We start from the raw sequence: 24,993 nt of genomic DNA on the forward strand, positions 1-24,993 counted from the left end.
CAAGATTTAAGGTTACTTTATAATCTTGGCTCTTGATTCTTGGCTCTTGGCTCTCTTCAAACCATTTCAGCCACAACCTCCCCTATTTTAGGAGCAAGAGCCACTCCCATTCCGGAAAGTCTTACGGCGCAGAACTGCCTTTCTGAGATTTGTTTTACGATCGGTGTTTTTTCATTCCCCATGGCCATGATTCCCGACCAGCGAAGGGCAATCTTAAATTCAAAATCCGGCAGGACAACCTCCTTTAAAAAGGTTTCCAGATGGTTTTGCAGAAACGTTGTGGTTTCAAAGGCTGTAGTTTCTTCAGTTTTAAAATCCTGATTTCTTCCGCCGCCTAACAAGACACGACTTCCTAAGTTTCTGAAATAATAAAATCCTTCATCATAATGAAAAGTTCCTCTCAGCTTTAAATCTTCTATAGGTTCCGTCAGCAGAATCTGTCCTCTGGCAGGAATAATATTTTCTTTTTCCAGGAGCTTTGAACTGAATGCGTTGGTACAGTAAATAACTTGATCTGCTTTTACAGAAAGTTCCCCTGTAAGATGAGCTTCAGCTTCTTCAGGGTTTTCTTCAATATTTTGAACTTCCGTTCCGAATAGAAATTCTACTTTCAGTTCATTACACTTTTCTAAAAGTTTCTGTAGCAGCTTTCCTGAATGTAAAGCGCCTTCACATGGGTTCTCAACCAAAAATCGGGATCTTCCCAATCCAAATTCTTGAATTTTATGCTGTTTCAGACCATATGTTTTGTCAAGTCCGGTAATAGTCTTTAGCTTTCTATTGACCTCATCTATATATAATAACGGCTCTTCATTATTTAGAATTTCATACCCTCCGCTGAGCTCAAAATCAATTTCATTACTTTTAAAATAGTGCCTGATCTTCTGAAGGCCTTCAAATCTCATTCTGACAAGGTCCAGCGTTTTTTCCCAACCCATCCTCTGAGAATCCGCTATCACCTCTGTAAGACTCCCAAAGCAGGCAAAACCGGCATTCCTTGTTGAAGCTCCCAAAGGAATCGTATTCCGCTCTATAACCAAAACAGATCTTTCAGGATATTTTTCTTTAATGGAAACAGCGGTCCAGAGCCCGGAAAATCCGGCTCCTATGATAATGATATTTCTTTTCCTGTAAAAGGTTTCAAGTTCCCAGATGCTGTTCATTTTTTTGTAAAATGTAAAAAGTATTGATGTATTATGATGGGTGAAAGATTGAGAAACGAGAAATATAGAGAGTGGGCGATGTGAAACTAATTCACCTCATAAAGTTCGATACCTCTCACACCTTGACACTTTCTTCATCCCTTCAAGCTCTCAAACTCTCCAACCCTCAAACTCAAAAATTCCTATTCCTCTTTCTCCCCATTATGGTGGAAGCCTATTGCTCTTCTCGGTTCTTCAACGATCTGATAAGTTTCCAGTTCACTCCTCAGAGCCTGGATTCTGAATTTGAATTCGTCAAGATTATTGATAATCACGTCTGCCAGGAATCTGGCAACCTGATCAAGATATTCTTCGGTAAGTTTCCCGGCAGCATCCCGTAAAGCTGAGTTCAGCAGATTCTGATCTATCTTAAGCTTTTCATTTCTGGTTCTCTGGTAAAGATTTTTAATGCGTTTCTTCAGACTTTGGGTAAAATCGATCAGCATGGTATTGCTGAAGGCTTTCATTTTGGAAGCTATATCATGCCAGAAAGGAACTTTATCCGCTTTATTGTTCTTCAATATTTTGTAAAGTAAAGAATCTTCTTCAAGTCCTTTTGTCATAGAGTATAAGATAATCTCTGAGCGTTCAGCGGCATTGGGCGGAAAAATAGGGATCAGCACGTCAAATCTTCCCGGAGCAAGAATTTCTTCATCTATTTCTGAAACGGAATTGGCGGAACCTACCATCAGAACTCCTTCTTTTTCAAATTTTCCGATGTAGTGAAGAATAAGCTCCTGCGCCTCAAGATTACAGGATGCAATATCGGTTTCGGCTGTTCTCTGCATCATGATCTCATCAAAATCATCGAGAAAAAGCAGCATTTTGTTTTCTTTCATCATTGTCAGAAGAAAGTCGCTAAAATTGATCTCATTACCATCGATCAGTGAGGTTCCGAGGTAATGTTTTTTAACTTCTTTAAACTGATATCCGATGATCTCAGCTATTTTATTTGCCCAGAAGATTTTACCGCTCCCCGGAGGTCCGTACACAATGATCCCAGCAGGCTTACTGATTCCCCAATCTTTGATCTGCTGAGGATTCAGGAAAGGTTCCAGCACAGAAGAAATATAAAAGAACAAGTCTCTGTACCCTATGAAATCTCTCTTCTGTAAACTGGTTTTATGTCCAAAATAATTATAGACAAACTTATAATTACCTCCCAGCTTGTTATCGATTCCATAGCTTGAAATGGATGATTTATAGAAGCCGTTATCAAAAATATTAAGGTTGTTATCTTTAATGGCTTTTTCAACCTTATCTTTAGGCTGATTGATCACTTCCGCAATCTGTTCCAGCGTTTTATTTTTATCCAGGTCCTTTTCATACAGTCTTAAAAAATCTACATTTTCACGGGCAAATTTTTCAAAATCGTCCTTTATTTCAAAGTTTGTGCTGATACAGTCTACCAATTCAAGGTCAAAATCCTGTATAAACTGTTTTATGGCTTCTGCGGAAACATTCAGTTCTTCTGCCAGTTCAATTAATTTCATAACTCCTGATTAATTCTATCAAATTTAATGTAATTTACAAATAAATTGAAGTTGAATGATGATAATTCTGTAACATTCTCTAATTTAGATAGACTACTACTATGTAAAACAAATTACATGGAAAAAATTTTATCAGTAAAGAATCTGACGAAAAAATTCAAAAGAATTGCAGTCAACAATATTTCTTTTGACGTCGAAAAAGGAAATGTCTACGGACTTCTGGGACCAAACGGAAGTGGAAAATCCACTACTTTCGGCATGTTGCTTTCAACCATTAACCCTACAAGCGGAGACTGGTTCTGGTTTGGAAAGAAAGGAACCGATCCCGAAACCCTGAAGAGAATCGGAGCGATCATCGAACAGCCCAACTTTTACCCTTACTTAAGTGCTGAAACCAACCTTAAGATCGTTGCAGAAATCAAAGGAGCTTCCTATGCAAGAATTGAAGAAGTGCTGAAAACCGTGAAGCTATACGAAAGAAGAAATGATGCTTTCAAAACCTATTCCCTGGGAATGAAGCAGCGACTTGCCATCGCTTCAGCCATGCTGAACAATCCTGAAGTACTGATCTTAGATGAGCCTACCAACGGGCTTGATCCCGAAGGAATCATCCAGATCAGGGAAATTATCAGTAATATTGCCAGCCAGGGGATTACAATCATTATAGCGAGCCACCTTCTGGATGAAATTGAAAAGATATGCAGCCATGTCATCGTGCTGAAAGAAGGAAATTCCATCTATTGTGGAAGAGTGGATGAAATGACATCAAATAACGGTTATTTTGAATTAAAGGCAGACAACAATCCATTACTTCTAAGCGCTTTGAATGAGCTTCAGTGGTTTACTTCCATCAACCAGGAGGGAGATCTCATCAAAGCTCAGATCCGTGATGACGCATCGATCTCGGCTTCCACCTTAAACCAAAAACTGGCCGAGAAAGGGATCTTCCTGTCTCATCTGACCAAGAAAAAGCTGTCTCTTGAATCTCAATTCCTTGAACTTGTAAAAAACACAAACTAGCCATGATAAAATTATTAACACTGGAATATTATAAGAATCTGAATTACAGACCTTTTAAAGTTTTCACCGTACTCTACTTTGCCATTCTTATCGCCTTGCTTTTCATTGGATTGGTAGATTTTGATATGCTCGGAGGAACTGTCAATTTAAAAGAACAGGGCATTTATAACTTCCCTGAAATCTGGAATTTTACAACATGGATCGTTGCTTTATTAAAGATCTTTTTAGGGCTGATCATTGTTTTCTCCATCTCACAGGAATTCAGCAACCGGATGTTCAAGCAGAATACCATCGATGGGCTGAGCAGAAAAGAATTCATCACATCAAAGCTTCTTACCATAGGTATTTTTACGATTGTTTCTACTTTTATCGTATTGGCCATCACCTTATTTTTAGGGTATCGGTATTCGAATACAACCGAATCTGCAAAAGTATTCGGCGAAATTTTCTTCATCGGAAATTACTTTGTTAAGTTGTTTACATTCTTCTGTTTCTTGATGTTCCTTTCCATCTTACTGAGAAAATCGATTTTCGTATTTCTGGCCCTTTTTGTTGTCTGGATTGGTGAAGGTATTTTAACCGCCGTTGAAGTATTTACAAAAGTAAAAGGAATGCAAGGCCCTCAACGGAATGAAATACTGCAAAATGACTTTTTTGTAACGCATCTTTTACCCCTGGAAAGTATGTCCAGCCTTATTCCCAACCCTATAATGAGACTGAATATGGCCAAAATGATGGGCATAAAACATGAATTCCACTACCCTACAGAAAGCCTTATCGCATGTTTGGTATGGTGTGCTGTTTTTATTTTCGGATCGTATTGGATATTGAAAAAACGGGATTGGTAGGCAAAAGATTAAAGAATTAAAAATGTAAAGATTATTTTAAAAGTGGTTCGTAATGGATCACTTTTTTTGGCTTAAAATTTTCATTCGATTTTATCTTATAAAAATAGATCTGTGAAAAAAATATACTACTTCCCCGGATTGATCAGTGCTGTATTGATCCCTGTTTTGTTCTGGTATTACGGAAATCAGAGGGTCCATCCACAATATACGGTTATGGATCTGGGACTGCCTGCTAAAATAAGGCCCGACATCCCTGTAGACAACACCTTTGAGCCCTATAGAAACTGGGCCTATAAAAAGATCATTGTACAGCCCAATACCGCTTTGCAAAATCAGAATCTATATGTTTCTGAGTTGAAAAAGCTTCAGGAAAGAAATGAAAAAGAAACCGGTATTGAATTCGTGATCGGGAATCAAAATAATTTTCAGGATTTCATCGCTTTAATAGATGCAATGCTACTGGCAAAACAGGAATCTTATGGTGTTGATATGGAAAAAACAGGTCATTTTTTTGCGGTTCATTTTTATAAAGACCCGGATGAGGAAATAAAGCCTATTTGTGGAGGGTCAATTGGATATGAACCCTATAATAAAAAGGAAACACTCAATTTGATCAAACCGGAAACTTTTGTCCATACTATTCCAAAGCAATCTCTTTATATGATCTTCGGCTTTCTATTCTTTTTAAATATTTCCATGTTCAGCATTAAAGAAAATCTCCAAATCAACAAAAAAAGATAAGTATGAAAAAGATATATTATTTTCCAGGGTTAATAAGTGCATTGGTGATTCCTGTTTTATTATGGCACTATGGAAACAGGAAAATTGAAGAAATCACTACTTCAGTCATAGATATTGGAATTCCTGCCAGACTAAATGAAGACAAAAGCAATTATAACAGTACACTTGAACCCCTAAGAAACTGGAATTATAAAAAAATAACCGTTCCTCCCGGTAAAGCAAAGGAAAATTCGGCCTCATATGTTTCAGAAGTTAATGCGCTGCAACAAAGGAATGAGAAAAATACAGGTATTGAATTTATCTTAGGAAATGAAAACACCTATGGAGACCTTGTTTCTCTTTTAAACGACATGGCCATTTCAAAACATGAAGAGTACGGACTGGACCTCGAAAAAACAGGACATTTACTGGTTCCCGTCACCTATCAAAGTCCATATTCTGAACCTTGTTACCTTTGCCATGATGTAGTAGTTGAAATTATAGATTCAGGCCCAATTATACATGGTACTACACCTGAGCCTAATCTTCTTGATCAAACTCAGGAATTTTTCAGTCATCTGACAAAAGAAGCCTATTACCTTATTCTGGGATTCCTGATCTTGTTCAGTATCTCTATGTTCAGCATCAGAGAAAGGGATCAGATCGATGACTCTTCCCTCCCATCATAGATATTTATTCAGCTAATGCTGGAAAGCGTAAAGGCACAAGTTTTTTCTTTTCGGCATGTTGTCAAGTGGCAGGATTTTATCTGTAATGTATACTTAAAGAATCTCATATATCCATGTATTCGTAACCTAAAATGGTGTATCAATTAAGCGGCTGAACCTTTTGGTTCAGCCGCTTAATTGATAATCAGAGTCTAAAAAACATCTTACTTTTTATCCAATAGCGGAAGATATTCTCCGTATCCTTTGGTTTTCATTTCCGCTTTTGGGATAAATTTTAGGGAAGCACTGTTGATACAGTAACGAAGACCTCCTTTATCTGCGGGTCCATCCGTAAAAACGTGCCCCAAATGAGCATCTCCCGTTTTACTTCTCACCTCCACTCTTGCCATTCCGTGGGTACGGTCCAGCTTTTCTTCGATCAGACTTTTGGTAATCGGTTTTGAAAAACTTGGCCATCCGCAGCCGGATTCAAATTTATCTGTTGAAACGAACAAAGGTTCACCTGTTGTAATATCCACATAGATTCCTTCACGGGTTTCATCCCAATATTCATTTTGGAAAGGTCTTTCCGTACCATTCTCCTGGGTTACGTTGTATTGTTCAGCCGTTAATTTCTGCTTTAAAGCCTTTTTATCCTGCTTTTGGTAAGTAGCTGTCGGAAGCGGATTGGCTTTTCTGGCCATTTCAAAAAGTCCGGGTTCGATATGACAGTAGCCTCCCGGATTTTTATCAAGATAATCCTGATGATAATCTTCCGCTCTGTAGAAATTTTTCAGTGGAATGGTCTCCACCACTACCGGTTTGCTGTAATTTTTTGCCAGCTTCTGAACTTCATCTTTCACAACCGTTTCATCGGCTTTGCCGGTATAATAAATCCCTGTTCTGTACTGATTACCTCTGTCATTTCCCTGTTGATCTTTACTGGTAGGATCAATGGTTTTAAAATACAGATCGATCAGCAGTTTCAGATCGACCTGCTCAGGATCATACTTCACTTTTACGGTTTCAGCAAAACCTGTGGTATGGCTTACCACTTCTTCATAGGTAGGATTTTGAGTATTTCCGTTGGCATATCCCACTTCTGTACCTACTACTCCACGAATCTGCTGAAAGAAATGCTCTGTTCCCCAGAAACATCCGCCTGCAAAGTAAATCTCTCTGACGTTCTTGTTATCCATAATTTCCTGTTTTTCTTTTTTCACTTCCACTTCACCGGGCTTACTTTTCTTAAAAAGCCCGGATCCTGCGGCAAACACCGCTATACCCAGAATAATTCCGAGTATGATTAATATATTTTTCATATTTAGCTTTTTATTCATTATTTCTTATTTTGAATGAGCATGAATCCAAATCCTAAAAGCATCAGATCTTTTAAAATAAAGAAATCCGTCACAGGAATACCGTCTACTATTTTCCACATTCCCGGTGTAGTAAACAGATAGCTGAGCGTCACCAGAAAGGTTATGATCATTCCGGTTCCTGCGTACTTTTTCAGTACAGCAAATTTCGCACTAAATATCAGCAGTAAGGCAATGATAATTTCTATTGCTCCGATAAGATTTGACACTGCCTGCACGCTCAGGATCTTATATACGAAAAAAGTTAAGAAATGGTTTTCCACCAGAGGTTTTATAGCAGCAGCCTCCGTAGGGGTAAACTTGAAAATACCGATCCAGAGTAAAATAAGTGCGGCTCCGAAAAGCGAGATGTAATACCCCACACGGGATAATTGATTTTGATTAGATTTCTGTACTGTTCCGACCATGTTTTAAAATTTTACATTAATACTTCATTGTTTTCAGAAGTATAGTCGGGGCATTTTTAAAATCCTGACAAAATTTTCTTAAAAATTTAATTTATTGATCATTTTATTTTTAAAATCCTGAATTTCAGACTCATTAATTTCAGTTTTCTTTTCTGAAAATGTCTTTTCGAAAATGGCATCCAGGACTTTCAGCTTTTCATTATATATCTTGCACCATTTGCAGATCATCAGATGCAGACTCAGTCTCCTGTTTTCTTTGGCAGAAATAGATTGGGCATTCCGCTTCTCCATCAGCAGTGTAGCCTCACTGCATGGCAGAAATAATATATGTAGGATCTTTTTTATCATTTTACGCTTTTACAATCTTGAAAACCAGTTAAATTCCAGACATTCACGGAGCTGCATCCGACTCCTCTGGAGGATCTTCCATAAGTTAGTCGTTGAAACATTTAATTCCTGACTCACTTCTGGTGCTTTTTTTTCTTCGATATAATACATTTTTAGCAAAATTTTCCACCTGGCGGGTAATTCCTCGATACATTCTTCCAGTGTTTTGTTAAAATCATTATTATCTAAGAGCTCATCTCCTTTTCCTGAGACATTCCAATCTGTCAAAACATCATTACTTTTCCATGATCCTGTTTCATCAAAAAAATGATCGAGTCTGACATTGGGTTCAGATCTGTATTTCTTCCGGTAAAAGTCTGCAACTTTTCTGTTGAGAATAGCCATCAGCCAGGTTAAGGGCTGACTTTTTCCTTCAAAAGAGTCATAGGCCGAGTAGGCAGCCAGAAAAACTTCCTGAACGACATCCTGTGCATCTTCTTTATTGGACAATACATACAGGGCTTTCTTTAAAAGAGGCCCGGAATATTGTTCGATCCAATCTTTAAATATTTCATCTTTCATCATTTTGGATAAGGTGTATTACAGTTTTATACTCATAAAAAAGGGTAAAATTTTGTCTCCAAGGTAAGGTATTTCAATGGATTATCCCGCAAAATGAATTCTTGTTATCTCCCGGATATGCGACCTGTTATTCAAACATACAATGTTGTATTTCATTTTTAACCGGATTTACACTTATGAATAAAATTATCTTAAATTTCCTTGTAACCCTACAAATCTTACAGGTTTAAGAAAAAATACGACATGAGCTTCCATTTATCACAAAGCAAAGCGCTTTTGCCAAGTATTTTATTGTCTAAAATTTCACTGACCTTACTTTAAAAAACATCAATCCACCATCTGTTTCCTCCATTACAACCTTTTCCGGCTAACCCCTATCTCAGGAATCATTTAAAACGATGACTCATTATTATGTCCGGCATTTAATAAAACATCTTCGAAAATATTGAATATTGAATATTAAATCACCTAAAAATCTTAAATTTGCATCTTATCAAAATTTGATATTAAAAAAAGCAAAAGCAATACTATGACATCACAAGAGATACGTCAAAAATTTTTAGATTATTTTAAAAGTAAAGATCACCTTATCGTTCCTTCAGCTCCTATCGTGCTGAAAGACGACCCTACCCTTATGTTTTCCAACTCAGGAATGACGCAGTTCAAGGATTTTTTCCTGGGCTACAAAACGCCTACCGCCCCTAGAATTGCCGATACACAGAAGTGTCTGAGAGTTTCAGGAAAGCATAATGACCTGGATGATGTAGGTAGAGATACTTACCACCACACCATGTTCGAAATGTTAGGAAACTGGTCTTTTGGGGACTACTTCAAGAAAGAGGCTATTGCTTTTGCCTGGGAATTACTGACTGAAGTATACGGAATTCCAAAAGAAAATTTATATGTAACGATCTTTGAAGGAGATGCTTCCGAGAATCTTGACAGAGACCAGGATGCTTATGACTTCTGGAAATCTCATATTTCAGAGGACAGGATCATCAACGGAAATAAAAAAGATAACTTCTGGGAAATGGGTGAAAGCGGACCATGCGGACCATGCTCAGAGATCCATATCGATCTGAGAACTCCTGAGGAAAAAGCGGCAGTTCCGGGAATTACATTGGTCAACCAGGATCATCCGCAGGTGGTGGAAGTATGGAACCTGGTTTTCATGGAATTCAACAGAAAGGCTGACAAGTCTTTGGAAAAACTTCCGGCTCAGCACGTAGATACGGGAATGGGCTTTGAGCGTCTTTGTATGGCACTTCAGGGGAAATCCTCGAACTATGACACAGATGTTTTCACACCGTTGATTTCTAAAGTTGAAGAACTTTCAGGCAAGAAATACACAGGGATTTTAGAAGATGAGAAAGATATTGCGATCCGCGTGGTAGTAGACCATATCAGAGCGGTTTCTTTTGCTATTGCAGACGGACAGCTGCCTTCCAACGGAGGAGCTGGCTATGTGATCAGAAGAATTTTGAGAAGAGGAATTTCTTATTCTTACAGATTCCTGGATATGAAAGAACCTTTCCTTTACAAGTTAGTTGCTGTTTTACAGGAACAGATGGGAACTTTCTTCCCGGAAATCGAAAAGCAGGGTAAGCTGGTTGCTGAAGTGATCAAGAGTGAGGAAGATTCATTCTTAAAAACGATTGAAAACGGATTGATCAGAGTTGAGAAACTGATCCAGCAGACCATTGCCAACAATGCTAAAGTGCTTCCAAGTGAAGAAGTATTTGAATTATATGACACCTATGGTTTCCCTGATGACCTGACAAGAATTATCGCAGAGGAGAAAGGGCTGACCATTGATGAGAAAGGGTTCGAAGCGGAAATGGAAAAACAAAAGCAGCGCTCCAAGGCTGATTCTGCTCAAAAAGTATACGACTGGGTTACTTTAGAGGAAAGAGACGAAAATTTTGTCGGTTATGACCAGATCGAATCTGAAACTTATATTACAAGATACAGAAAGGTAGAAAATAAAGACGGAGAATTTTACCAGGTTGTATTAAGCAGCTCTCCTTTCTACCCTGAAGGCGGTGGACAGGTTGGAGATAAAGGAGTTCTTGAGAATGCTGCTGAAAGTTTTGAAGTATTGGAAACAAAGAAAGAAAACGGACTGATCATATCACTGATCAACGGTCTTCCCAAAGATGCCGGAGCTGTTTTCTATGCTAAGGTAAATGCCGCTGACAGAAAAAACTCTCAGGCTAACCACTCTGTAACTCACCTACTTCATGAGGCATTAAGAGAGGTTTTAGGAACTCATGTAGAACAGAAAGGTTCTTATGTAGGTCCTGATTATCTGCGTTTCGACTTCTCTCATTTCAACAAAATGACAGAGGAAGAACTCGCATTGATTGAAGAAAAGGTAAACAAGAAGATCAAAGAGCGTATTGCTTTACAGGAGTTCAGAAGCATTCCTATTCAGGAGGCTTTGGATAAGGGAGCAATGGCTTTGTTTGGGGAAAAATACGGTGACAACGTAAGGATGATCCAGTTTGGAAGCTCTAAGGAACTTTGTGGTGGGACCCATGTAAAGAACACCAGTGAAATCGGTCATTTTAAGATCGTTTCCGAGGGTTCTGCAGCTGCAGGGATCAGAAGAATTGAAGCCATTTCGGGAGATAAATCTGAAGAATACTTCAACAATCTTGAGAAACAGGTCCTTGAACTTTCCCAACTGCTAAAATCCAAAGATGTTGTAAGATCTATCGAGAAACTGATCGAAGAAAATGCTTCATTAAAGGCAGAAGTAGATGCCCTTAAAAAGGAAAAGGCAAAAGGAGAAATCAGCGACTGGAAAAACGCTTATGAGCAGAAAGGCAATAAGCAGCTTCTGGTAAAGAAAACTTCTCTGGATGCAGGCTCTGTCAAGGACATCGTATTTCAGCTGAAAAGGGAGATCCCGACTTCAGTGACCGTTATTCTTTCTGATGCTGATAGCAAACCAATGATTACGGTGGGGGTTTCCGATGACCTTGCAGCGGATTACCAGGCCGGAGCCATCGTAAAAGATCTTGCCAGAGAGATCCAGGGTGGCGGAGGCGGAAACCCGGGCTTTGCTACAGCAGGGGGTAAAAATCTTGACGGTTTGGAAAACGCTTACCAAAAAGCTTTGACACTTTAGGAATATAAAGCTTCCTTTACAATATTAAGCTCCTGAATGCATTAAGTTCAGGAGCTTTTTTATGGGAAATTATCAGAAAAACCAGAAAGATGATCCGGTACCGGATATGTCCGTCAATATCAACCTCAATATTTGATGAAAAACACCCATCAGCACATTAGATTAAATCAATGTTAACCTCTCTTAAAAACTTTTCTAACAGAATAAATATTACTACTTTTGACCTAGTTTTTTTACATGAAAAGGGGGTTACTGTTATTATTTTGTCTGATACACTTTTTGGGGTATTCGCAATCAAAAATAAAAGTTTTGGATGACACCAGCCAAAGCCCTGTCCCCAATGCTAAAATCTCGTGTGACAATAAAATCCTCGGCTATACCAATGAGCAGGGAATTCTGGAATTCAAAACAGTATGCAACAGTATAGAGATCGAGGCAGAATCTTATCAGAAAGAAAATACGGCCTTTGAAAGTAGCATGGAAGTTTCTCTCCGCAGAAAATCTTCAAAAACAACGGCTATTGATGCCATAGTCATTGAGGATAAAAGTGATCCCAGGGCTTTGGAAATTCTAAAAAAAGTCAATCAGCTATTCAATGAAAATTCACCCAAAAGCTTAGGCTCCTACTCCTTTAAATCCTACGAAAAAATTTCCCTGGATATTGATGAAGACAGCATCTCTCAATTTCAGGAGTATTTCAATGACCTGAATGTTTTCAAGAAAAAAAGGGAAAAGGATTCTTTAAATAACATCAACGCCAGAAAGATCTTTTCAAAAAGTAAACTCTTCCTTTGGGAAAGAGCTCAGGAATTTCTGTACTCAAAAAAGTACGGAGAGAAAATTAATATCCTCGATAACCGGATCTCCGGTCTGAAACAGCCTATCTATGAAATGATCGCTCTTCAGCAGAGCAACAGGGACGTTATTCCTGAACAGGTGAAGCTGGAGAACAGAGGGCTTTACAGGTATTTCCTATCCGATACGATTGAGCTTGACGGAAGAAAAAATTTTGTGATCCGTTTCCGTGAGGTCAATTACAAAAACCCTGACAGGAAAAGGAAGTACAACGGCTCCATCTATGTAGATACAGAGACCTACGGGATCAAGAAAATTGAAAATTTCAGCAAAAATAAGAATGACGGGATCATCACCAGTACCTGGATCTTTTACAATAACAAATGGTTCCTTGCCCACGAAAAAGCAAAGCTTAAGATGGGTAAAATGGCTATGGATGATAAAGACCGCCTCAACAAAAAAAACAAGAAAAGCTTTGGGACCTATGCCTTCCTGACTTCCAAATATTTTGATTTTGAATCTCCTATCGACGAAAATTCTAAAGATTTCAAAGGGTATACCTTTTCAGTAAAAAGCATTGACGGGCATTCAATGGACAAGTACAGAACCGATTCTCTGACCAGCAGAGAACAGAATACCTATAAAACGATCGACAGCTTAGGAAGAAAATACAAAATAGACAGCAAGGCACAGATATTATCCGGTTTACTGAATGGACAGATCAGAGTGGGATCTGTAGATTTTGCAGTAGATGAAATTGTAAACTACAACTCTTATGAAGGGTTCAGACTTGGATTAAAAGCCAAAATGAATGAAAATTTCAATCCTTATTTCTCTCCGGATTATTATTTTGCATATGGTGTAAAAGACAGAAGGTGGAAATACGGAATGGGGCTCGATATGAAGACCACCCTAGAGAAAAATTCATTTTTCAGATTTGAATTTTACGATGATGTAACCGCTTCAGGGGAGTTTTACAGAAGACTCTGGAATTTCAAAATGCGAATGATGAACTTTGGAAATAACCTGAATAATGATAAATATTTCCATTTTAAAGGGGCTTCTCTGTCTTATCTGAATGATGTAACGAACGGCCTTACCCTTGCTTTTGCGGTAAGAAGAAATATAGAGGAAGCTGAATTTGACTATCAGTTCAGAGACAGAGGAACTTCCTATAAGAATTTCAACACCCTGTTTACCTTAAAATATTCTCCGAACTCCACCAATATCATGACTCCTCAGGGAAAATCGCTGATCGATCAGAAATATCCTGAGCTTTATTTTAATTATGAGCAGAGCTACAGAATGCTGGGCGGGGATTTCAATTACTCACGTTTTGACGCGCTTTTTGTTCATAATTTCAAAACACCGATCGGAACTACCGGTTTCAGACTGTATGGCGGAGTTGTTTTAGGCGAGGCACCGATCTGGAAAAACTTTACCATGAACGGACTGGCTTCTCCGGGGAAAGATTTTAATTTCAACCTTACCTCTTTCCTCGGTTTTGCAACGCTGGAAGGCGGAAAGTATTACAATGATAAATTCGTAGCTTATTATTTCACCCATAAACTACCCTGGTATTTCAAAAGTTTTGGGCATAATGTTTCCAGCTTTGATTTTGTATTAAGGGGAACCATAGGAGATATGGAACACAGGGAATACCACCAGTTTAAGTTCAGAAAGCTTGATCATTTATACCAGGAAGTGGGATTGGAATGGAACAATTTCCTTTCCAGCTATTTCAATCTCGGGGTATTCTACAGGGTGGGCTATTATGCGACTCCTCATTTCAAAGAGAACTTTGCCATCCAGTTTAAACTGAAGTTTTTGGAATTTTAATGTTCCGGGAAGGGTAAAATCTTTAATTTTGAAATGTTTTTCAAAAGTATTCAACGACAATAGATAAAAAAGAGCATGCAGAAAATCGAAATCAAAGCCGAACAGTTTTTTGAATTATTAAAGTTAAAAGACACTCCGATGTGGGAAATTTTCTCACAGATGATCGATGGAAATGAAAAGGAAATCATCTTTTTAGACCCTGAAGACAAGATCCTTTTTAATTATATTTTACCTTCTACACAGGAAAAGCTGGAAGAAGACCGAAAGGAATTTTCAAAACAGTTCTCTGAAAAATTGGCTAACTTCAATTAAAAATTCTGATGAATAAAAGTTATATTTTTTCTTTACTGAGCTTTTTACTATTCACTATTGGAAATGCTCAGAATTATAAGAAGCCATTGGTCTCCGCTATCAAAGAAGCGGACCTGCGGAAAGATATGTATGAGTTGGCCGCTGATCAGTTTTGGGGACGTGAAGCAGGAACTTTAGACGAATTAAAGGTCTCTATGTGGCTTGCCGACAAAGCTAAAGAAGCAGGAATGAAGCCCGCCGGAGATAACGGGACATTCTTCCAGTTCTTTGATATGTACAGGCATCAGATTATTCCTCAAAGCAGCTTAAAGATTGAAGATGCCAATCTGAATCTGTGGAAAGACTTTCTGGTTGCAGAACCTGTAAATGCATCTGTTGATGCTGAAATTGTATACGCCGGAAATGCAGAGCCGGAAGAGCTTTCCCGATTAAATGTTAAGGGAAAAGTTCTTGCCATACATGCTTCTGACAAAAACATTCCGAAAGATATGACCCTTTTTGTAAGACGATATCCCGGATTTGTGCGGATGAAATACTACGACACAGCTTATCAGCTGGGAGCCAAAGCAATTATTTTCATTACAGATGATATTTCTGAACAAAGCTGGGCAGAGGTACTTCCTCAAATGACCAGAGGCAGCTATGGCGTGGAAGGATTAAGGGAAAAGATCACCAATAATATTCCCGTTCTCTGGATCAAAAGAGAAAATGCAGACTGGGTAAAAAACAATCCTAAAGTTTCTTTGAACCTGATCACAGAAACATACAAATACCCTTCTGTAAACATCATCGGAAAAATAGAAGGTACCGATCCTTCTCTTAAAAACGAATATGTATTGCTAAGCGGACATCAGGATCACGACGGGATCAGACATCCTGTAAAAAATGATACCATCTACAACGGTGCCGATGACAATGCCAGCACATGCGTGGCTATGCTGGCCATGGCAAGAGCCTACAAAAAACAGCCGGGAAAAAGAAGTATTCTATTTGTATTCCATGGTGCCGAAGAAAGAGGTTTACTGGGCTCCAGATGGCATGCCGCGCACCCCGTCGTTCCGAAAGAGAAAATCGTAGCTGTTCTGAATGGTGATATGATCGGGAGAAATGACAATAATGAAGCCGCCCTGCTGGGAGGAAATACTCCTCATAAAAATTCTGAAGAACTGGTAAAAATGGCTGAAGAGGCTAATAATGAAAGTACAAAGTTCAAGTATCTGAAAGATTGGGACTCCCCAAATCATGCCGAATATTTCTACTTCAGAAGTGATCATCTGCCTTACGCTAAAATTGGAATTCCTGCCGTATTCTTTACCAGCGTACTGCATGATCAATACCATACGCCACAGGATGAATCTGAAAACATCAACTACAAAAAGCTTTATAAAATGACTGAATGGATGTACAGAACATCCTGGAAAGTAGCTAATGAAACGGAACGTCCGAAGATCATTCCGGATTTTACGCTTGAAAGATAAATAATAAGAATGCGGCTCACTTCGTGAGCCGCATTCTTATTATCATTGCCACTGAAACATAGAAAATAATACCACGGATACATGAATTGATTTGCTAAAAGAGATCCGTGTATCCGTGGCTGAATTTAAAATCTTAACATCATAAGGCTTTCAGCGTCTGCCTGATTGTGTTTTTCAGATAAGAAGATTCATTAAAGACGGATCATTGTTCAGATAATTCACAAAAAAATCATACTTTTTCATCTTATCGATCAATGGACTGAAGTCCGTGTTTTGTTTCAAGGCAATCCCTACAACCGCGATCCCCTTTTCTTTTGAATTTTTCTGGGTGTATTCGAAGTAGGTAATGTCATCATCAGGCCCTAATACATCCATGACAAAAGCTTTCAATGCTCCGGGACGCTGAGGAAATCTGACCAGGAAGTAATGCTTCAGGCCAGCATACAGCAGCGCTTTTTCTTTGATTTCCTCCATACGGGTAATATCGTTATTGCTTCCACTGATGATGCAGACTACATTTTTCCCTTTAATCTCTTCCCTGTACTTTTCCAGAGCCGCCACAGAAAGTGCTCCTGCGGGTTCTACAACAATCGCATCTTTATTATATAATGAAAGAATAGTCTGACATACCAGCCCTTCATCTACCGTCACCATATCAGACAGCACATTTTTACAAAGCTCAAAAGTAATCTCTCCTACCTGCTGTACAGCTGCCCCATCCACAAACCTGCTTATTTTTTCAACAAGTACCGGCTTGCCTTTTTCCATTGCCTTTTTCATACTTGCAGCCGCTGAAGGCTCTACTCCAATGATCTTTGTCTGTGGTGACAGCTCCTGAAACACGGAGCAGATTCCTGCCGCTAATCCTCCCCCTCCGATCGGGACAAAGAGATAATCTATTGGCTCTTCCGTCTGTTCAAGGATTTCCATTCCTACTGTGGCCTGTCCTTCAATAATCGCAGGATCATCGAACGGGTGAATAAACGCTCCGTTATTCTCCCTGCAAAACCTCATCGCAGCATCTTTTGCTTCATCAAAGGTGTCTCCATACAAAACAACATCGATATAGATACCTCCAAACATTTTTACCTGTTCCAGCTTTTGTCCGGGAGTAGGCAAAGGCATGAAAATAGTTCCTTTTACTTTCATCGTATTGCATGCAAAAGCTACTCCCTGGGCATGATTCCCTGCACTGGCACAGACCACTCCTTTGGCAAGGTTTTCCGGGGACATCGTTGCCATTTTGTTATAAGCTCCCCTGATCTTGTAAGATCTTACCTGCTGAAGGTCTTCCCTTTTAAAGCTTATTCCTGCTCCATAAACGGAAGAAAGATTATTATTGACGGCTAAAGGGGTTTTTACAACTACATTTCTGAGCCTTTCCTCTGCTTTACAGACATTCTCCAAAACAGAGGAGCCTATTTCTTCTTTCATCATCTTTTTCAGGTTGTTTAATTATTCTCCGGCCTAAGACTACGAACGGTTTTCCCGGCTTTCCACATTTCACTTTCCCTCAACTCAGTCAATTCCGCTTCCAGCTTTTCCCTGTAATCAGGTTTGCTGTTGCTATCAATTGAACGCTGGGCTTCATTTCCTTTGGCTACATTATCATACAGCTCTTCAAATAAAGGCGAAGTAGCGTCTCTAAAGCGTTTCCACCAATCCAGTGCTCCTCTCTGAGCGGTTGTACTGCAATTCGCATACATCCAGTCCATTCCGTTTTCAGCAACCAGCGGCATCAGTGATTGGGTAAGTTCTTCAACGGTTTCGTTAAAGGCTTCGGAAGGACTGTGCCCGTTTTTCCTTAATACATCATACTGTGCTGCAAATATTCCCTGTACCGCTCCCATCAGCGTTCCCCGCTCTCCGGCAAGATCACTGTATACTTCTTTTTTAAAGTCGGTTTCAAACAAATAACCGCTTCCGATCGCAATTCCCAATGCAGTTACCCTATCCCCTGCCTTTCCTGTAGCATCCTGGTATACGGCAAAACTGCTGTTCAGACCTCTGTTTTGCAAAAACATTCTTCTTAATGAGGTTCCGGAACCTTTTGGCGCTACCAGGAATACATCCACATCTGCAGGAGGAACAATTCCTGTACGCTCATTAAAGGTAATCCCGAAACCATGAGAGAAATACAATGCTTTCCCCGGCGTAAGATGCTTTTTTACTGTAGGCCAGTATTCTATCTGTGCTGCATCACTCAAAAGGTAGCAGATGATCGTTCCTTTTTCCAGCGCTTCTTCAATCTCAAATAAAGTTTCTCCCGGTACAAATCCGTCTGCAACTGCCTTATCCCAGGATTTTGAGTTCTTTCTCTGTCCAACAATGACATTAATTCCGTTATCTTTCTGATTGAGCGCCTGTCCAGGTCCCTGTACTCCATATCCGATAACGGCTACTACCTCCTCTTTTAATACTTCCTGAGCCTTTTCCAAAGGAAACTCATCTCTTGTTACTACGTTTTCTTCAACTCCGCCAAAATTCAATTTTGCCATTTTTTTGATTTTATTTGTTATTTGATTATTTTGATTCATGAAATTGTCTAAGCCCTTATTACACCACATTTTTTATTTTAAGCACTCCGGTTCAATGAGCTTAAAATGATACCGGATAAGTTATAAGACAAAACTTAAGTGAACGAACCTGTCACTTAAAATAACTTCAATGGTCATCTTCATGGTTTTACATAAAGCTTTTAAACAACTTTAATTTTATATTTAGCTGGCATATTCCATTGCCGTGAAATGTGGATTTTTATGATAATGTACTTCCAGTACATCCACCTGCTTTTCCATCTGCCGGGTAATCTTCTGAACTGATTCTTCAGCTTCCCGTATCACGATCACGAACTTTTTTACACGATCTGTTTCAGAAGGTCCTACATGAAAAGTCACCATGGAAATCCTTCTTCTTGAAAAAATGGCATTGATCCGGCTGATCAGCCCTAAATAATCTTCTGTATATGCCGTAATGGTATATTCTTTATGTTCTGTTCTCATCTTTTTCTTTTTTTAATCTATTTATTACTCAATACAATCTCTGAAACACTTTTCCCCTGTGGAATCATCGGAAATACATTATGCTCTTTTCCTGTCATCACTTCAAGAAGGAAAGCGCCTTTATGATCAAGCATTTTACGAAGGGCATTATCAAGCTCTCCTCTCTGAGCTACCCTGCAGCCTTCAATGCCATATCCTTTGGCCACCTGCACAAAATCCGGGCTCTGGATATCTACGGACGAATACCTTTCTTCATGAAATAATTCCTGCCACTGCCTTACCATTCCCAGATAGCAGTTATTAAGAATTAAAATTTTGACCTCAGGACGGTACTGCATAATGGTTCCCAATTCCTGAATATTCATCTGGGCACCTCCGTCTCCCATTATGGCAATGACCGGACGGTCCTTTTCTCCATATGCCGCTCCTACTGCCGCGGGAAGACAAAATCCCATCGTACCCAATCCTCCACTTGTAATATGGGTTCTGGAGTGCTTAAAGCGCGAATACCGGCAGGCAGACATCTGATGCTGTCCCACATCTGTCACAATAACAGCTTCACCTGCTGTCATATCATTAAGACAGCGGATGACCTCTCCCATTGTAATCTCTCCTTCCAACGGATATAATTCTTTACTGATCAGGGTACTATCCTCAATTTCAAAACAGTATGCAAACTTCTGGCGCCATTCCGGATGTCTTCTTTCTCTGATCAAAGCGGTAAGAAGAGGCAGGGTTTCTTTGCAGTTTCCCAATACCGGTACGTCTGCTTTTACATTTTTATCGATCTCCGCCTTATCAATATCCAGATGAATGATCTTTGCCTGTGTGGCGTATTGATCAAGCCTTCCGGTAACCCTGTCGTCAAAGCGCATTCCGACTGCAATAAGGACATCACATTCATTGGTCAGAACATTAGGGCCATAGTTGCCGTGCATTCCCACCATACCAACAGCCTGCGGATGATCTGTAGGAATAGCACTCATTCCTAAGACAGTCCATGCCACCGGAATTCCTGACTTTTCAGCAAACTTTATAAATTCTTTTTCAGCTTTTCCCAACATGATCCCCTGCCCGGCAATAATGAAAGGTCTGTCTGCATTATTGATGAGATCTGCCGCTTTTTCTATATTTTCCCTACAGGGAACAGGATCAGGTTTATAGCTCCTTAATGAATGACATGGAGAATAGCCTTTAAACAGGATATGCTGCAATTGGGCATTTTTGGTTACATCAATCAATACAGGCCCGGGACGGCCCGATCTTGCGATATAAAATGCTTTTGCCAGTACTTCCGGCAGCTCATTAGCATCGGTGACCTGATAATTCCATTTGGTAACAGGACTTGTCACATTCATCACATCAATTTCCTGAAAGGCATCTGTTCCTAAAAGATGTTCAAATACCTGTCCTGTAATACAAACAACAGGTGTATTATCCAATAGCGCATCAGCAAGACCTGTTACAAGGTTGGTCGCTCCGGGCCCGCTTGTTGCCAGTACCACTCCTACTTCACCTGATACCCTCGCAAGTCCCTGTGCCGCATGTACAGCTGCCTGTTCGTGGCGGACAAGAATATGTTCCAGTTTATCCTGATAATCGTAAAGCGCATCATAAATAGGGATGATCGCTCCTCCCGGATATCCGAAAACTGTTTTTACCCCTTCCTGAAGAAAAGCTTCCAGTATGATCCGGCTTCCGCTAAGTTCTGTTATGGTCGATCTGTTTAAATTCTCCATGATATTGTGATTATGAGATTTCATCCGTTACACAGCCTTCAGCAGCTGATGATACGGTTAATGCATATTTATAGAGTAATCCTTTCTGTACTTTAAGTGAAGGCTTTTTCCATCCCTGTTTTCGTCTTTCAATTTCCTGTTCTGAAACTTTGAGCTGTATGGTATTGTTGACCGCATCTATTTCGATAAGGTCATCATTCTCAACAAAAGCAATCAGACCTCCTTCATAAGCTTCCGGCGTAATATGCCCTACTACGAAACCATGAGTCCCTCCACTGAACCTTCCATCCGTGATCAGAGCAACACTGCTCCCCAACCCTGCTCCGATCAGAGCACTGGTCGGCTTCAGCATTTCCGGCATTCCGGGAGCCCCTTTAGGCCCTTCGTTCCGAATGACGATGACATCTCCATGCCGGACCGTTCCATCCTGAATACCTCTGATAAGATTTTTCTCACCATCAAATACCCGGGCCTTTCCTACAAAGCGTTCCCCTTCTTTTCCGGTAATCTTGGCAACACTTCCCTTTTCGGCAAGATTACCATATAATATTCTCAGGTGCCCTGTTACTTTTACCGGTTCTGAAAGAGGTCGTATGATCTTCTGCTTATTAAAATCCAGATCAGGAATATTTTCAAGGTTTTCGGCTAATGTCTTTCCGGTAACCGTCAAGCAGTCTCCGTGTAAGAATCCCTCCTTTAAAAGGTATTTCATTACTGCCGGTATTCCTCCATGATTATGCAGATCCTGCATAAGGTATTTTCCGCTTGGCTTAAGGTCTGCCAGAACAGGTGTACGGTCGCTCATCTTTTGAAAATCATCCTGAGTCAACGGTACCCCCACGCTTTTAGCCATCGCTATAAAATGTAATACTGCGTTGGTGCTTCCTCCAAGAATAACGATCATACGAAGTGCGTTTTCGAAAGCTTTACGGGTCATGATATCAGATGGTTTAATATCTTTTTCCAACAATGTCTTCAGATATCTTCCGGCTTCATGACATTCATCCTGTTTCTCTTTGCTTAAAGCAGGATTGGAAGAGGAATACGGAAGGCTCATTCCTAACGCTTCTATTGCTGAGGCCATAGTATTGGCGGTATACATCCCGCCACAGGCTCCTGCACCGGGGCAGGAATTTTTAATCACCCCGTTAAAATCTTCTTCAGAGATCTCTCCGGCAATCTTTTTACCTAAAGCTTCAAAGGCTGAAACAATATTGAGCGGCTCCCCTTTATAGCATCCCGGAGCAATCGTTCCTCCATATACCATTATGGAAGGTCTGTTCAGCCTCCCCATTGCAATGATGGTTCCAGGCATATTCTTATCACAACCCGGCAAGGCGATAAGTCCGTCGTAATACTGTGCTCCGCAAATCGCTTCAATACTGTCGGCAATCACATCACGGCTTACCAGTGAATAGCGCATTCCGTCTGTCCCGTTGCTCATTCCGTCACTTACTCCTATTGTATTGAATATCAGCCCGGCTAGCCCATGATCCCATGTTCCTTTCTTTACCATTCCGGCCAGATCGTTGAGGTGCATATTACAGGTATTTCCGTCATAGCCCATGCTGGCAATTCCGACCTGAGCCTTGTTCATATCCTCTTCTGTAAAGCCTATCCCGTACAACATTGCTTTTGCGGCGGGCTGTTCACTGTTTTGTGTGAATGTTTTTGAATATTTATTTAACATATTATCCTTCATTTGTTATTCTTCTCATCTCTTTAAAATCCTGTTCTCCGGTACCTTGCCCCCTTTTTTCGGAATTCATAAATGATATTTTTTATTTAATTTTGGTCCAAAACTACAGCTTGTAATATTGTTTTCATTTTCAAATTTTCTGAAAACTACAATATTCAACTGTTTGAAAAACACATTTATTTAACTGGTAATCAATTATTTAAATTCCAAAAATTTACAATGACAAAACTCTCACCAGCTTCAGATAAGCCTGCTGTACCTTTTCACTGGCTGTATCTTCCCAGTTTTTGGTGAAAGGCACATCATCCAAAGAATCCAGGGCAACGATTTCAGCTGCAGTACCACAGAAAAATGCAGCATCGGCTCCTCTCATTTCTTCGGGCTTAAAGAAGGTTTCCTGAACAGGAATATCCAACGTATCACATATCTCAAATACCGTCTGTCTTGTAATTCCGGGAAGGATGCTTCCTTTTGCAGGGGTAAACAGCTTTCCATCCTTTTCGTAAAAAACATTCGCTCCGGAACTTTCGGCTACATATCCGTTTTCATCCAAAACAAGGGCTTCATCGTAGCCTTTATCTTTCGCGTCCTGGCAGGCAAGGATAGAGTTTACATAATGGCCTCCAACTTTTGCTTCTACTCTGAACGCTTTAGGATTGGGACGCTGAAATGCTGAAGTCATGATCTTCATTTTATCTGCCAGATATCCGTTATTCCATTCCCAGGCTAACAGGGAGAGATAAGATCTTTTCCCTTTTGAAAGGGACATATTGGGTGAACACGTTATTAAAGGACGGATATAAGCATCTGTGAATCCGTTACGTTCTAAAAGCTCATAAGTAAGCCCTGTAAGCTGCTCCACAGAATAGTCGAACGGAATATGCATCAGTTCTGCTGATCTTTTCAGTCTTTCATAGTGTTCTTCTGCTTTAAAGATCCTTGTTCCATGATCTGTGCTGTAAGATTTTATCCCTTCAAAAACAGAATATCCGTAGTGAAGCGATTGCCCGTACAGATCTGTTCCTGCTTCTTTGGCTTTCATGAAATTTCCGTCAAAATAAATGACTGTGTCATCGTTGTAATACATATTATAGTGGTTAAAAATTAACAAATGGGAATAAAAAAAGCCCTCTCACGCTGTGAGAGGGCTCAATATATGTACGGTCATACACCTTCCTTCTCACAGACGCAAGGGAATAATAATGACGATAATAATTACTACTAATAGCTGATACATATTCTGTACAAATAAAAAATTAAAACAAAAAAAGCCGTTTCAAATATGAAACGGCCTGTATATAATTTAAATTAAAATCTATTTTAAAATGCCGTCTCCTTACTGTTATCAATGACAACAGCAATAATAGAAATGACAATACTATTTTTCTGATTCGTAAAATTCATGTTGCAAATGTATAAACATTTTAATTACTCACAAGTTTTTTTAACACTTTTTATTTTTTCTGTAAAAATCGGGTGAGCGTCGCCTTTGCTTCAGCGACATCATGAACCCTTAAAATTTTCGCTCCCTGTTCCAATACTTTCAGGTGAAGCTTCTGGGTTTCCTCATTGATATCCAGAGGTGACTTACCAAGAGGCTTATAAATAAATGATTTTCTGGAAATCCCTATCAGCAAAGGAAGTTTTCCAAATCCAAGATACCTGACTTCACCAATCATTTTCATCTGATCTTCCACGGTTTTGCCAAAGCCGAAGCCAGGGTCAAGAATAATATCATTCACTCCTTTTTGCAGGAGCATATTGACCTTTTCAGAAAAATACCGGTTAAGCTCCAATATGACATCTTCAAATCTGATTTTATCATGCATGGTCTCATAAGAAGGGTTGACATGCATCAGAATATAAGGAAGCTTCGTTTCTGCTGCTGTGGCAAACATTTTTTCATCATACTGCCCTCCTGAAATATCATTGATCATGTCAATTCCTTCATTAAATCCAAACTTCACGGTATCAGCGTAAAAAGTATCGAGGGAGATCAGTACTTCCGGAAATTCTTTCTTAATCCTGGAGATCATATTTCCGATCCTGCTTATCTCTTCTTCACTGCTTAGAAATTCAGCATTGGGCCGGGTAGACTGCGGACCGATATCGATAATCTCCGCTCCTTCTTTCAACAGTTTTTCAGCTTGCTCCAATGCGGCTTTTTCATTATTGAACCTTCCTCCATCGGAAAAAGAATCAGGAGTAAGATTCAGGATGCCCATGATTTTTGGAACGTCGAGCTGTATCAGACGGCCGTTACAGTTGATTGAATAGGTGGGAAAATCTGAGGGTTTGAGAGTTTGAGGGTTTGAGGACATGAGAATCTATTATTTACTGCAAAATTAGG

General features: G+C 39.6%; 21 protein-coding genes. 8 read left to right on the forward strand and 13 right to left on the reverse strand.

The genetic code is table 11. From position 1 onward, the window contains the following. Nucleotides 1–56 precede the first annotated feature (56 nt). Nucleotides 57–1,163 carry an NAD(P)/FAD-dependent oxidoreductase gene (locus AC4IF5_RS01770; RefSeq protein WP_490731095.1) on the reverse strand — a complete coding sequence of 369 codons (1,107 nt, stop codon included), beginning with the start codon at nt 1,161–1,163 and terminating at the stop codon, nt 57–59. Between the two features lie 182 nt (nt 1,164–1,345). Continuing rightward, entirely contained in the window at nt 1,346–2,695 is a 1,350-nt protein-coding gene (locus AC4IF5_RS01775; protein ID WP_490731097.1) for an AAA family ATPase, read from the reverse strand. Nucleotides 2,696–2,812: 117 nt separating this feature from the next. Between AC4IF5_RS01775 and AC4IF5_RS01780 the strand changes: the two genes are divergently transcribed. The 4 genes from AC4IF5_RS01780 to AC4IF5_RS01795 all read left to right on the forward strand — a co-directional run bounded on the left by AC4IF5_RS01780 (nt 2,813) and on the right by AC4IF5_RS01795 (nt 5,972). Further along, complete coding sequence (locus AC4IF5_RS01780; protein ID WP_490731099.1) at nt 2,813–3,715, forward strand: ABC transporter ATP-binding protein; 903 nt, start codon at nt 2,813–2,815, stop codon at nt 3,713–3,715. A gap of 2 nt (nt 3,716–3,717) precedes the next feature. Continuing rightward, nucleotides 3,718–4,563: an ABC transporter permease gene (locus AC4IF5_RS01785; RefSeq protein ID WP_490731101.1), complete on the forward strand. Its 846-nt coding sequence runs from the start codon at nt 3,718–3,720 to the stop codon at nt 4,561–4,563. 111 nt (nt 4,564–4,674) lie between these two features. Then, nucleotides 4,675–5,304: a hypothetical protein gene (locus AC4IF5_RS01790; RefSeq protein ID WP_490731103.1), complete on the forward strand. Its 630-nt coding sequence runs from the start codon at nt 4,675–4,677 to the stop codon at nt 5,302–5,304. A 2-nt stretch (nt 5,305–5,306) separates the two neighbouring features. Then, entirely contained in the window at nt 5,307–5,972 is a 666-nt protein-coding gene (locus AC4IF5_RS01795; protein ID WP_490731105.1) for a hypothetical protein, read from the forward strand. Nucleotides 5,973–6,175: 203 nt separating this feature from the next. Here the strand turns inward: AC4IF5_RS01795 and msrB are convergent, their stop codons facing one another. From msrB to AC4IF5_RS01815, 4 genes are all read right to left on the reverse strand, one after another. Continuing rightward, nucleotides 6,176–7,273 carry a peptide-methionine (R)-S-oxide reductase MsrB gene (gene msrB / locus AC4IF5_RS01800; RefSeq protein ID WP_490731107.1) on the reverse strand — a complete coding sequence of 366 codons (1,098 nt, stop codon included), beginning with the start codon at nt 7,271–7,273 and terminating at the stop codon, nt 6,176–6,178. 17 nt (nt 7,274–7,290) lie between these two features. Further along, a complete protein-coding gene (locus tag AC4IF5_RS01805; RefSeq protein ID WP_490731109.1) occupies nt 7,291–7,737 on the reverse strand; it encodes a DUF417 family protein in 447 nt (148 codons plus the stop codon). A gap of 78 nt (nt 7,738–7,815) precedes the next feature. Then, nucleotides 7,816–8,085 (reverse strand): hypothetical protein, encoded by a 270-nt coding sequence (locus AC4IF5_RS01810; protein WP_490731111.1) that lies wholly within the window; start codon nt 8,083–8,085, stop codon nt 7,816–7,818. A 9-nt stretch (nt 8,086–8,094) separates the two neighbouring features. Then, entirely contained in the window at nt 8,095–8,649 is a 555-nt protein-coding gene (locus AC4IF5_RS01815; RefSeq protein WP_490731113.1) for a sigma-70 family RNA polymerase sigma factor, read from the reverse strand. A 526-nt stretch (nt 8,650–9,175) separates the two neighbouring features. Here AC4IF5_RS01815 and alaS point away from each other — a divergent pair. From alaS to AC4IF5_RS01835, 4 genes are all read left to right on the forward strand, one after another. After that, on the forward strand, nt 9,176–11,779 hold the full coding sequence (alaS, locus tag AC4IF5_RS01820; protein ID WP_490731115.1) for an alanine--tRNA ligase: 2,604 nt from the start codon (nt 9,176–9,178) through the stop codon (nt 11,777–11,779). A 309-nt stretch (nt 11,780–12,088) separates the two neighbouring features. After that, the gene (locus AC4IF5_RS01825) at nt 12,089–14,413 is read left to right on the forward strand and encodes a hypothetical protein (protein ID WP_490731117.1); all 2,325 of its coding nucleotides are present in this window, start codon (nt 12,089–12,091) and stop codon (nt 14,411–14,413) included. A 75-nt stretch (nt 14,414–14,488) separates the two neighbouring features. After that, nucleotides 14,489–14,725, forward strand: coding sequence for a hypothetical protein (locus AC4IF5_RS01830; protein WP_490731118.1), 237 nt, complete (start codon nt 14,489–14,491; stop codon nt 14,723–14,725). Nucleotides 14,726–14,733: 8 nt separating this feature from the next. Further along, the gene (locus AC4IF5_RS01835) at nt 14,734–16,203 is read left to right on the forward strand and encodes a M20/M25/M40 family metallo-hydrolase (RefSeq protein ID WP_490731120.1); all 1,470 of its coding nucleotides are present in this window, start codon (nt 14,734–14,736) and stop codon (nt 16,201–16,203) included. 174 nt (nt 16,204–16,377) lie between these two features. Here AC4IF5_RS01835 and ilvA read toward each other — a convergent pair whose 3' ends face one another. The 7 genes from ilvA to folP form a co-directional block, all read right to left on the reverse strand. Beyond that, nucleotides 16,378–17,640: a threonine ammonia-lyase IlvA gene (ilvA, locus tag AC4IF5_RS01840; protein ID WP_490731121.1), complete on the reverse strand. Its 1,263-nt coding sequence runs from the start codon at nt 17,638–17,640 to the stop codon at nt 16,378–16,380. 14 nt (nt 17,641–17,654) lie between these two features. Continuing rightward, nucleotides 17,655–18,701 carry a ketol-acid reductoisomerase gene (ilvC, locus tag AC4IF5_RS01845; RefSeq protein WP_490731123.1) on the reverse strand — a complete coding sequence of 349 codons (1,047 nt, stop codon included), beginning with the start codon at nt 18,699–18,701 and terminating at the stop codon, nt 17,655–17,657. 222 nt (nt 18,702–18,923) lie between these two features. Further along, nucleotides 18,924–19,205, reverse strand: a complete 282-nt coding sequence (locus AC4IF5_RS01850; protein WP_490731125.1) for an ACT domain-containing protein — start codon at nt 19,203–19,205, stop codon at nt 18,924–18,926. Nucleotides 19,206–19,222: 17 nt separating this feature from the next. Then, nucleotides 19,223–20,944, reverse strand: a complete 1,722-nt coding sequence (gene ilvB / locus AC4IF5_RS01855; protein WP_490731127.1) for a biosynthetic-type acetolactate synthase large subunit — start codon at nt 20,942–20,944, stop codon at nt 19,223–19,225. 10 nt (nt 20,945–20,954) lie between these two features. Next, nucleotides 20,955–22,634 (reverse strand): dihydroxy-acid dehydratase, encoded by a 1,680-nt coding sequence (gene ilvD, locus AC4IF5_RS01860; protein ID WP_490731129.1) that lies wholly within the window; start codon nt 22,632–22,634, stop codon nt 20,955–20,957. A gap of 223 nt (nt 22,635–22,857) precedes the next feature. After that, a complete protein-coding gene (gene ilvE, locus AC4IF5_RS01865) occupies nt 22,858–23,730 on the reverse strand; it encodes a branched-chain-amino-acid transaminase (protein ID WP_490731131.1) in 873 nt (290 codons plus the stop codon). Nucleotides 23,731–24,097: 367 nt separating this feature from the next. Then, nucleotides 24,098–24,964 (reverse strand): dihydropteroate synthase, encoded by an 867-nt coding sequence (gene folP, locus AC4IF5_RS01870; protein ID WP_490731133.1) that lies wholly within the window; start codon nt 24,962–24,964, stop codon nt 24,098–24,100. Between the last annotated feature and the right edge of the window lie 29 nt (nt 24,965–24,993).

It is taken from the genome of Chryseobacterium sp. UF-290 (assembly GCF_058245615.1).

What these genes read in the sequence shown, in the direction of transcription:
- AC4IF5_RS01770 (WP_490731095.1), bottom strand. Translation starts at nt 1,163, where the DNA reads ATGAACAGCATCTGGGAACTTGAAACCTTTTACAGGAAAAGAAATATC.
- AC4IF5_RS01775 (WP_490731097.1), bottom strand. Translation starts at nt 2,695, where the DNA reads ATGAAATTAATTGAACTGGCAGAAGAACTGAATGTTTCCGCAGAAGCC.
- AC4IF5_RS01780 (WP_490731099.1), top strand. Translation starts at nt 2,813, where the DNA reads ATGGAAAAAATTTTATCAGTAAAGAATCTGACGAAAAAATTCAAAAGA.
- AC4IF5_RS01785 (WP_490731101.1), top strand. Translation starts at nt 3,718, where the DNA reads ATGATAAAATTATTAACACTGGAATATTATAAGAATCTGAATTACAGA.
- AC4IF5_RS01795 (WP_490731105.1), top strand. Translation starts at nt 5,307, where the DNA reads ATGAAAAAGATATATTATTTTCCAGGGTTAATAAGTGCATTGGTGATT.
- msrB (WP_490731107.1), bottom strand. Translation starts at nt 7,273, where the DNA reads ATGAAAAATATATTAATCATACTCGGAATTATTCTGGGTATAGCGGTG.
- AC4IF5_RS01805 (WP_490731109.1), bottom strand. Translation starts at nt 7,737, where the DNA reads ATGGTCGGAACAGTACAGAAATCTAATCAAAATCAATTATCCCGTGTG.
- AC4IF5_RS01810 (WP_490731111.1), bottom strand. Translation starts at nt 8,085, where the DNA reads ATGATAAAAAAGATCCTACATATATTATTTCTGCCATGCAGTGAGGCT.
- AC4IF5_RS01815 (WP_490731113.1), bottom strand. Translation starts at nt 8,649, where the DNA reads ATGATGAAAGATGAAATATTTAAAGATTGGATCGAACAATATTCCGGG.
- alaS (WP_490731115.1), top strand. Translation starts at nt 9,176, where the DNA reads ATGACATCACAAGAGATACGTCAAAAATTTTTAGATTATTTTAAAAGT.
- AC4IF5_RS01830 (WP_490731118.1), top strand. Translation starts at nt 14,489, where the DNA reads ATGCAGAAAATCGAAATCAAAGCCGAACAGTTTTTTGAATTATTAAAG.
- AC4IF5_RS01835 (WP_490731120.1), top strand. Translation starts at nt 14,734, where the DNA reads ATGAATAAAAGTTATATTTTTTCTTTACTGAGCTTTTTACTATTCACT.
- ilvA (WP_490731121.1), bottom strand. Translation starts at nt 17,640, where the DNA reads ATGATGAAAGAAGAAATAGGCTCCTCTGTTTTGGAGAATGTCTGTAAA.
- ilvC (WP_490731123.1), bottom strand. Translation starts at nt 18,701, where the DNA reads ATGGCAAAATTGAATTTTGGCGGAGTTGAAGAAAACGTAGTAACAAGA.
- AC4IF5_RS01850 (WP_490731125.1), bottom strand. Translation starts at nt 19,205, where the DNA reads ATGAGAACAGAACATAAAGAATATACCATTACGGCATATACAGAAGAT.
- ilvB (WP_490731127.1), bottom strand. Translation starts at nt 20,944, where the DNA reads ATGGAGAATTTAAACAGATCGACCATAACAGAACTTAGCGGAAGCCGG.
- ilvD (WP_490731129.1), bottom strand. Translation starts at nt 22,634, where the DNA reads ATGTTAAATAAATATTCAAAAACATTCACACAAAACAGTGAACAGCCC.
- ilvE (WP_490731131.1), bottom strand. Translation starts at nt 23,730, where the DNA reads ATGTATTACAACGATGACACAGTCATTTATTTTGACGGAAATTTCATG.
- folP (WP_490731133.1), bottom strand. Translation starts at nt 24,964, where the DNA reads ATGTCCTCAAACCCTCAAACTCTCAAACCCTCAGATTTTCCCACCTAT.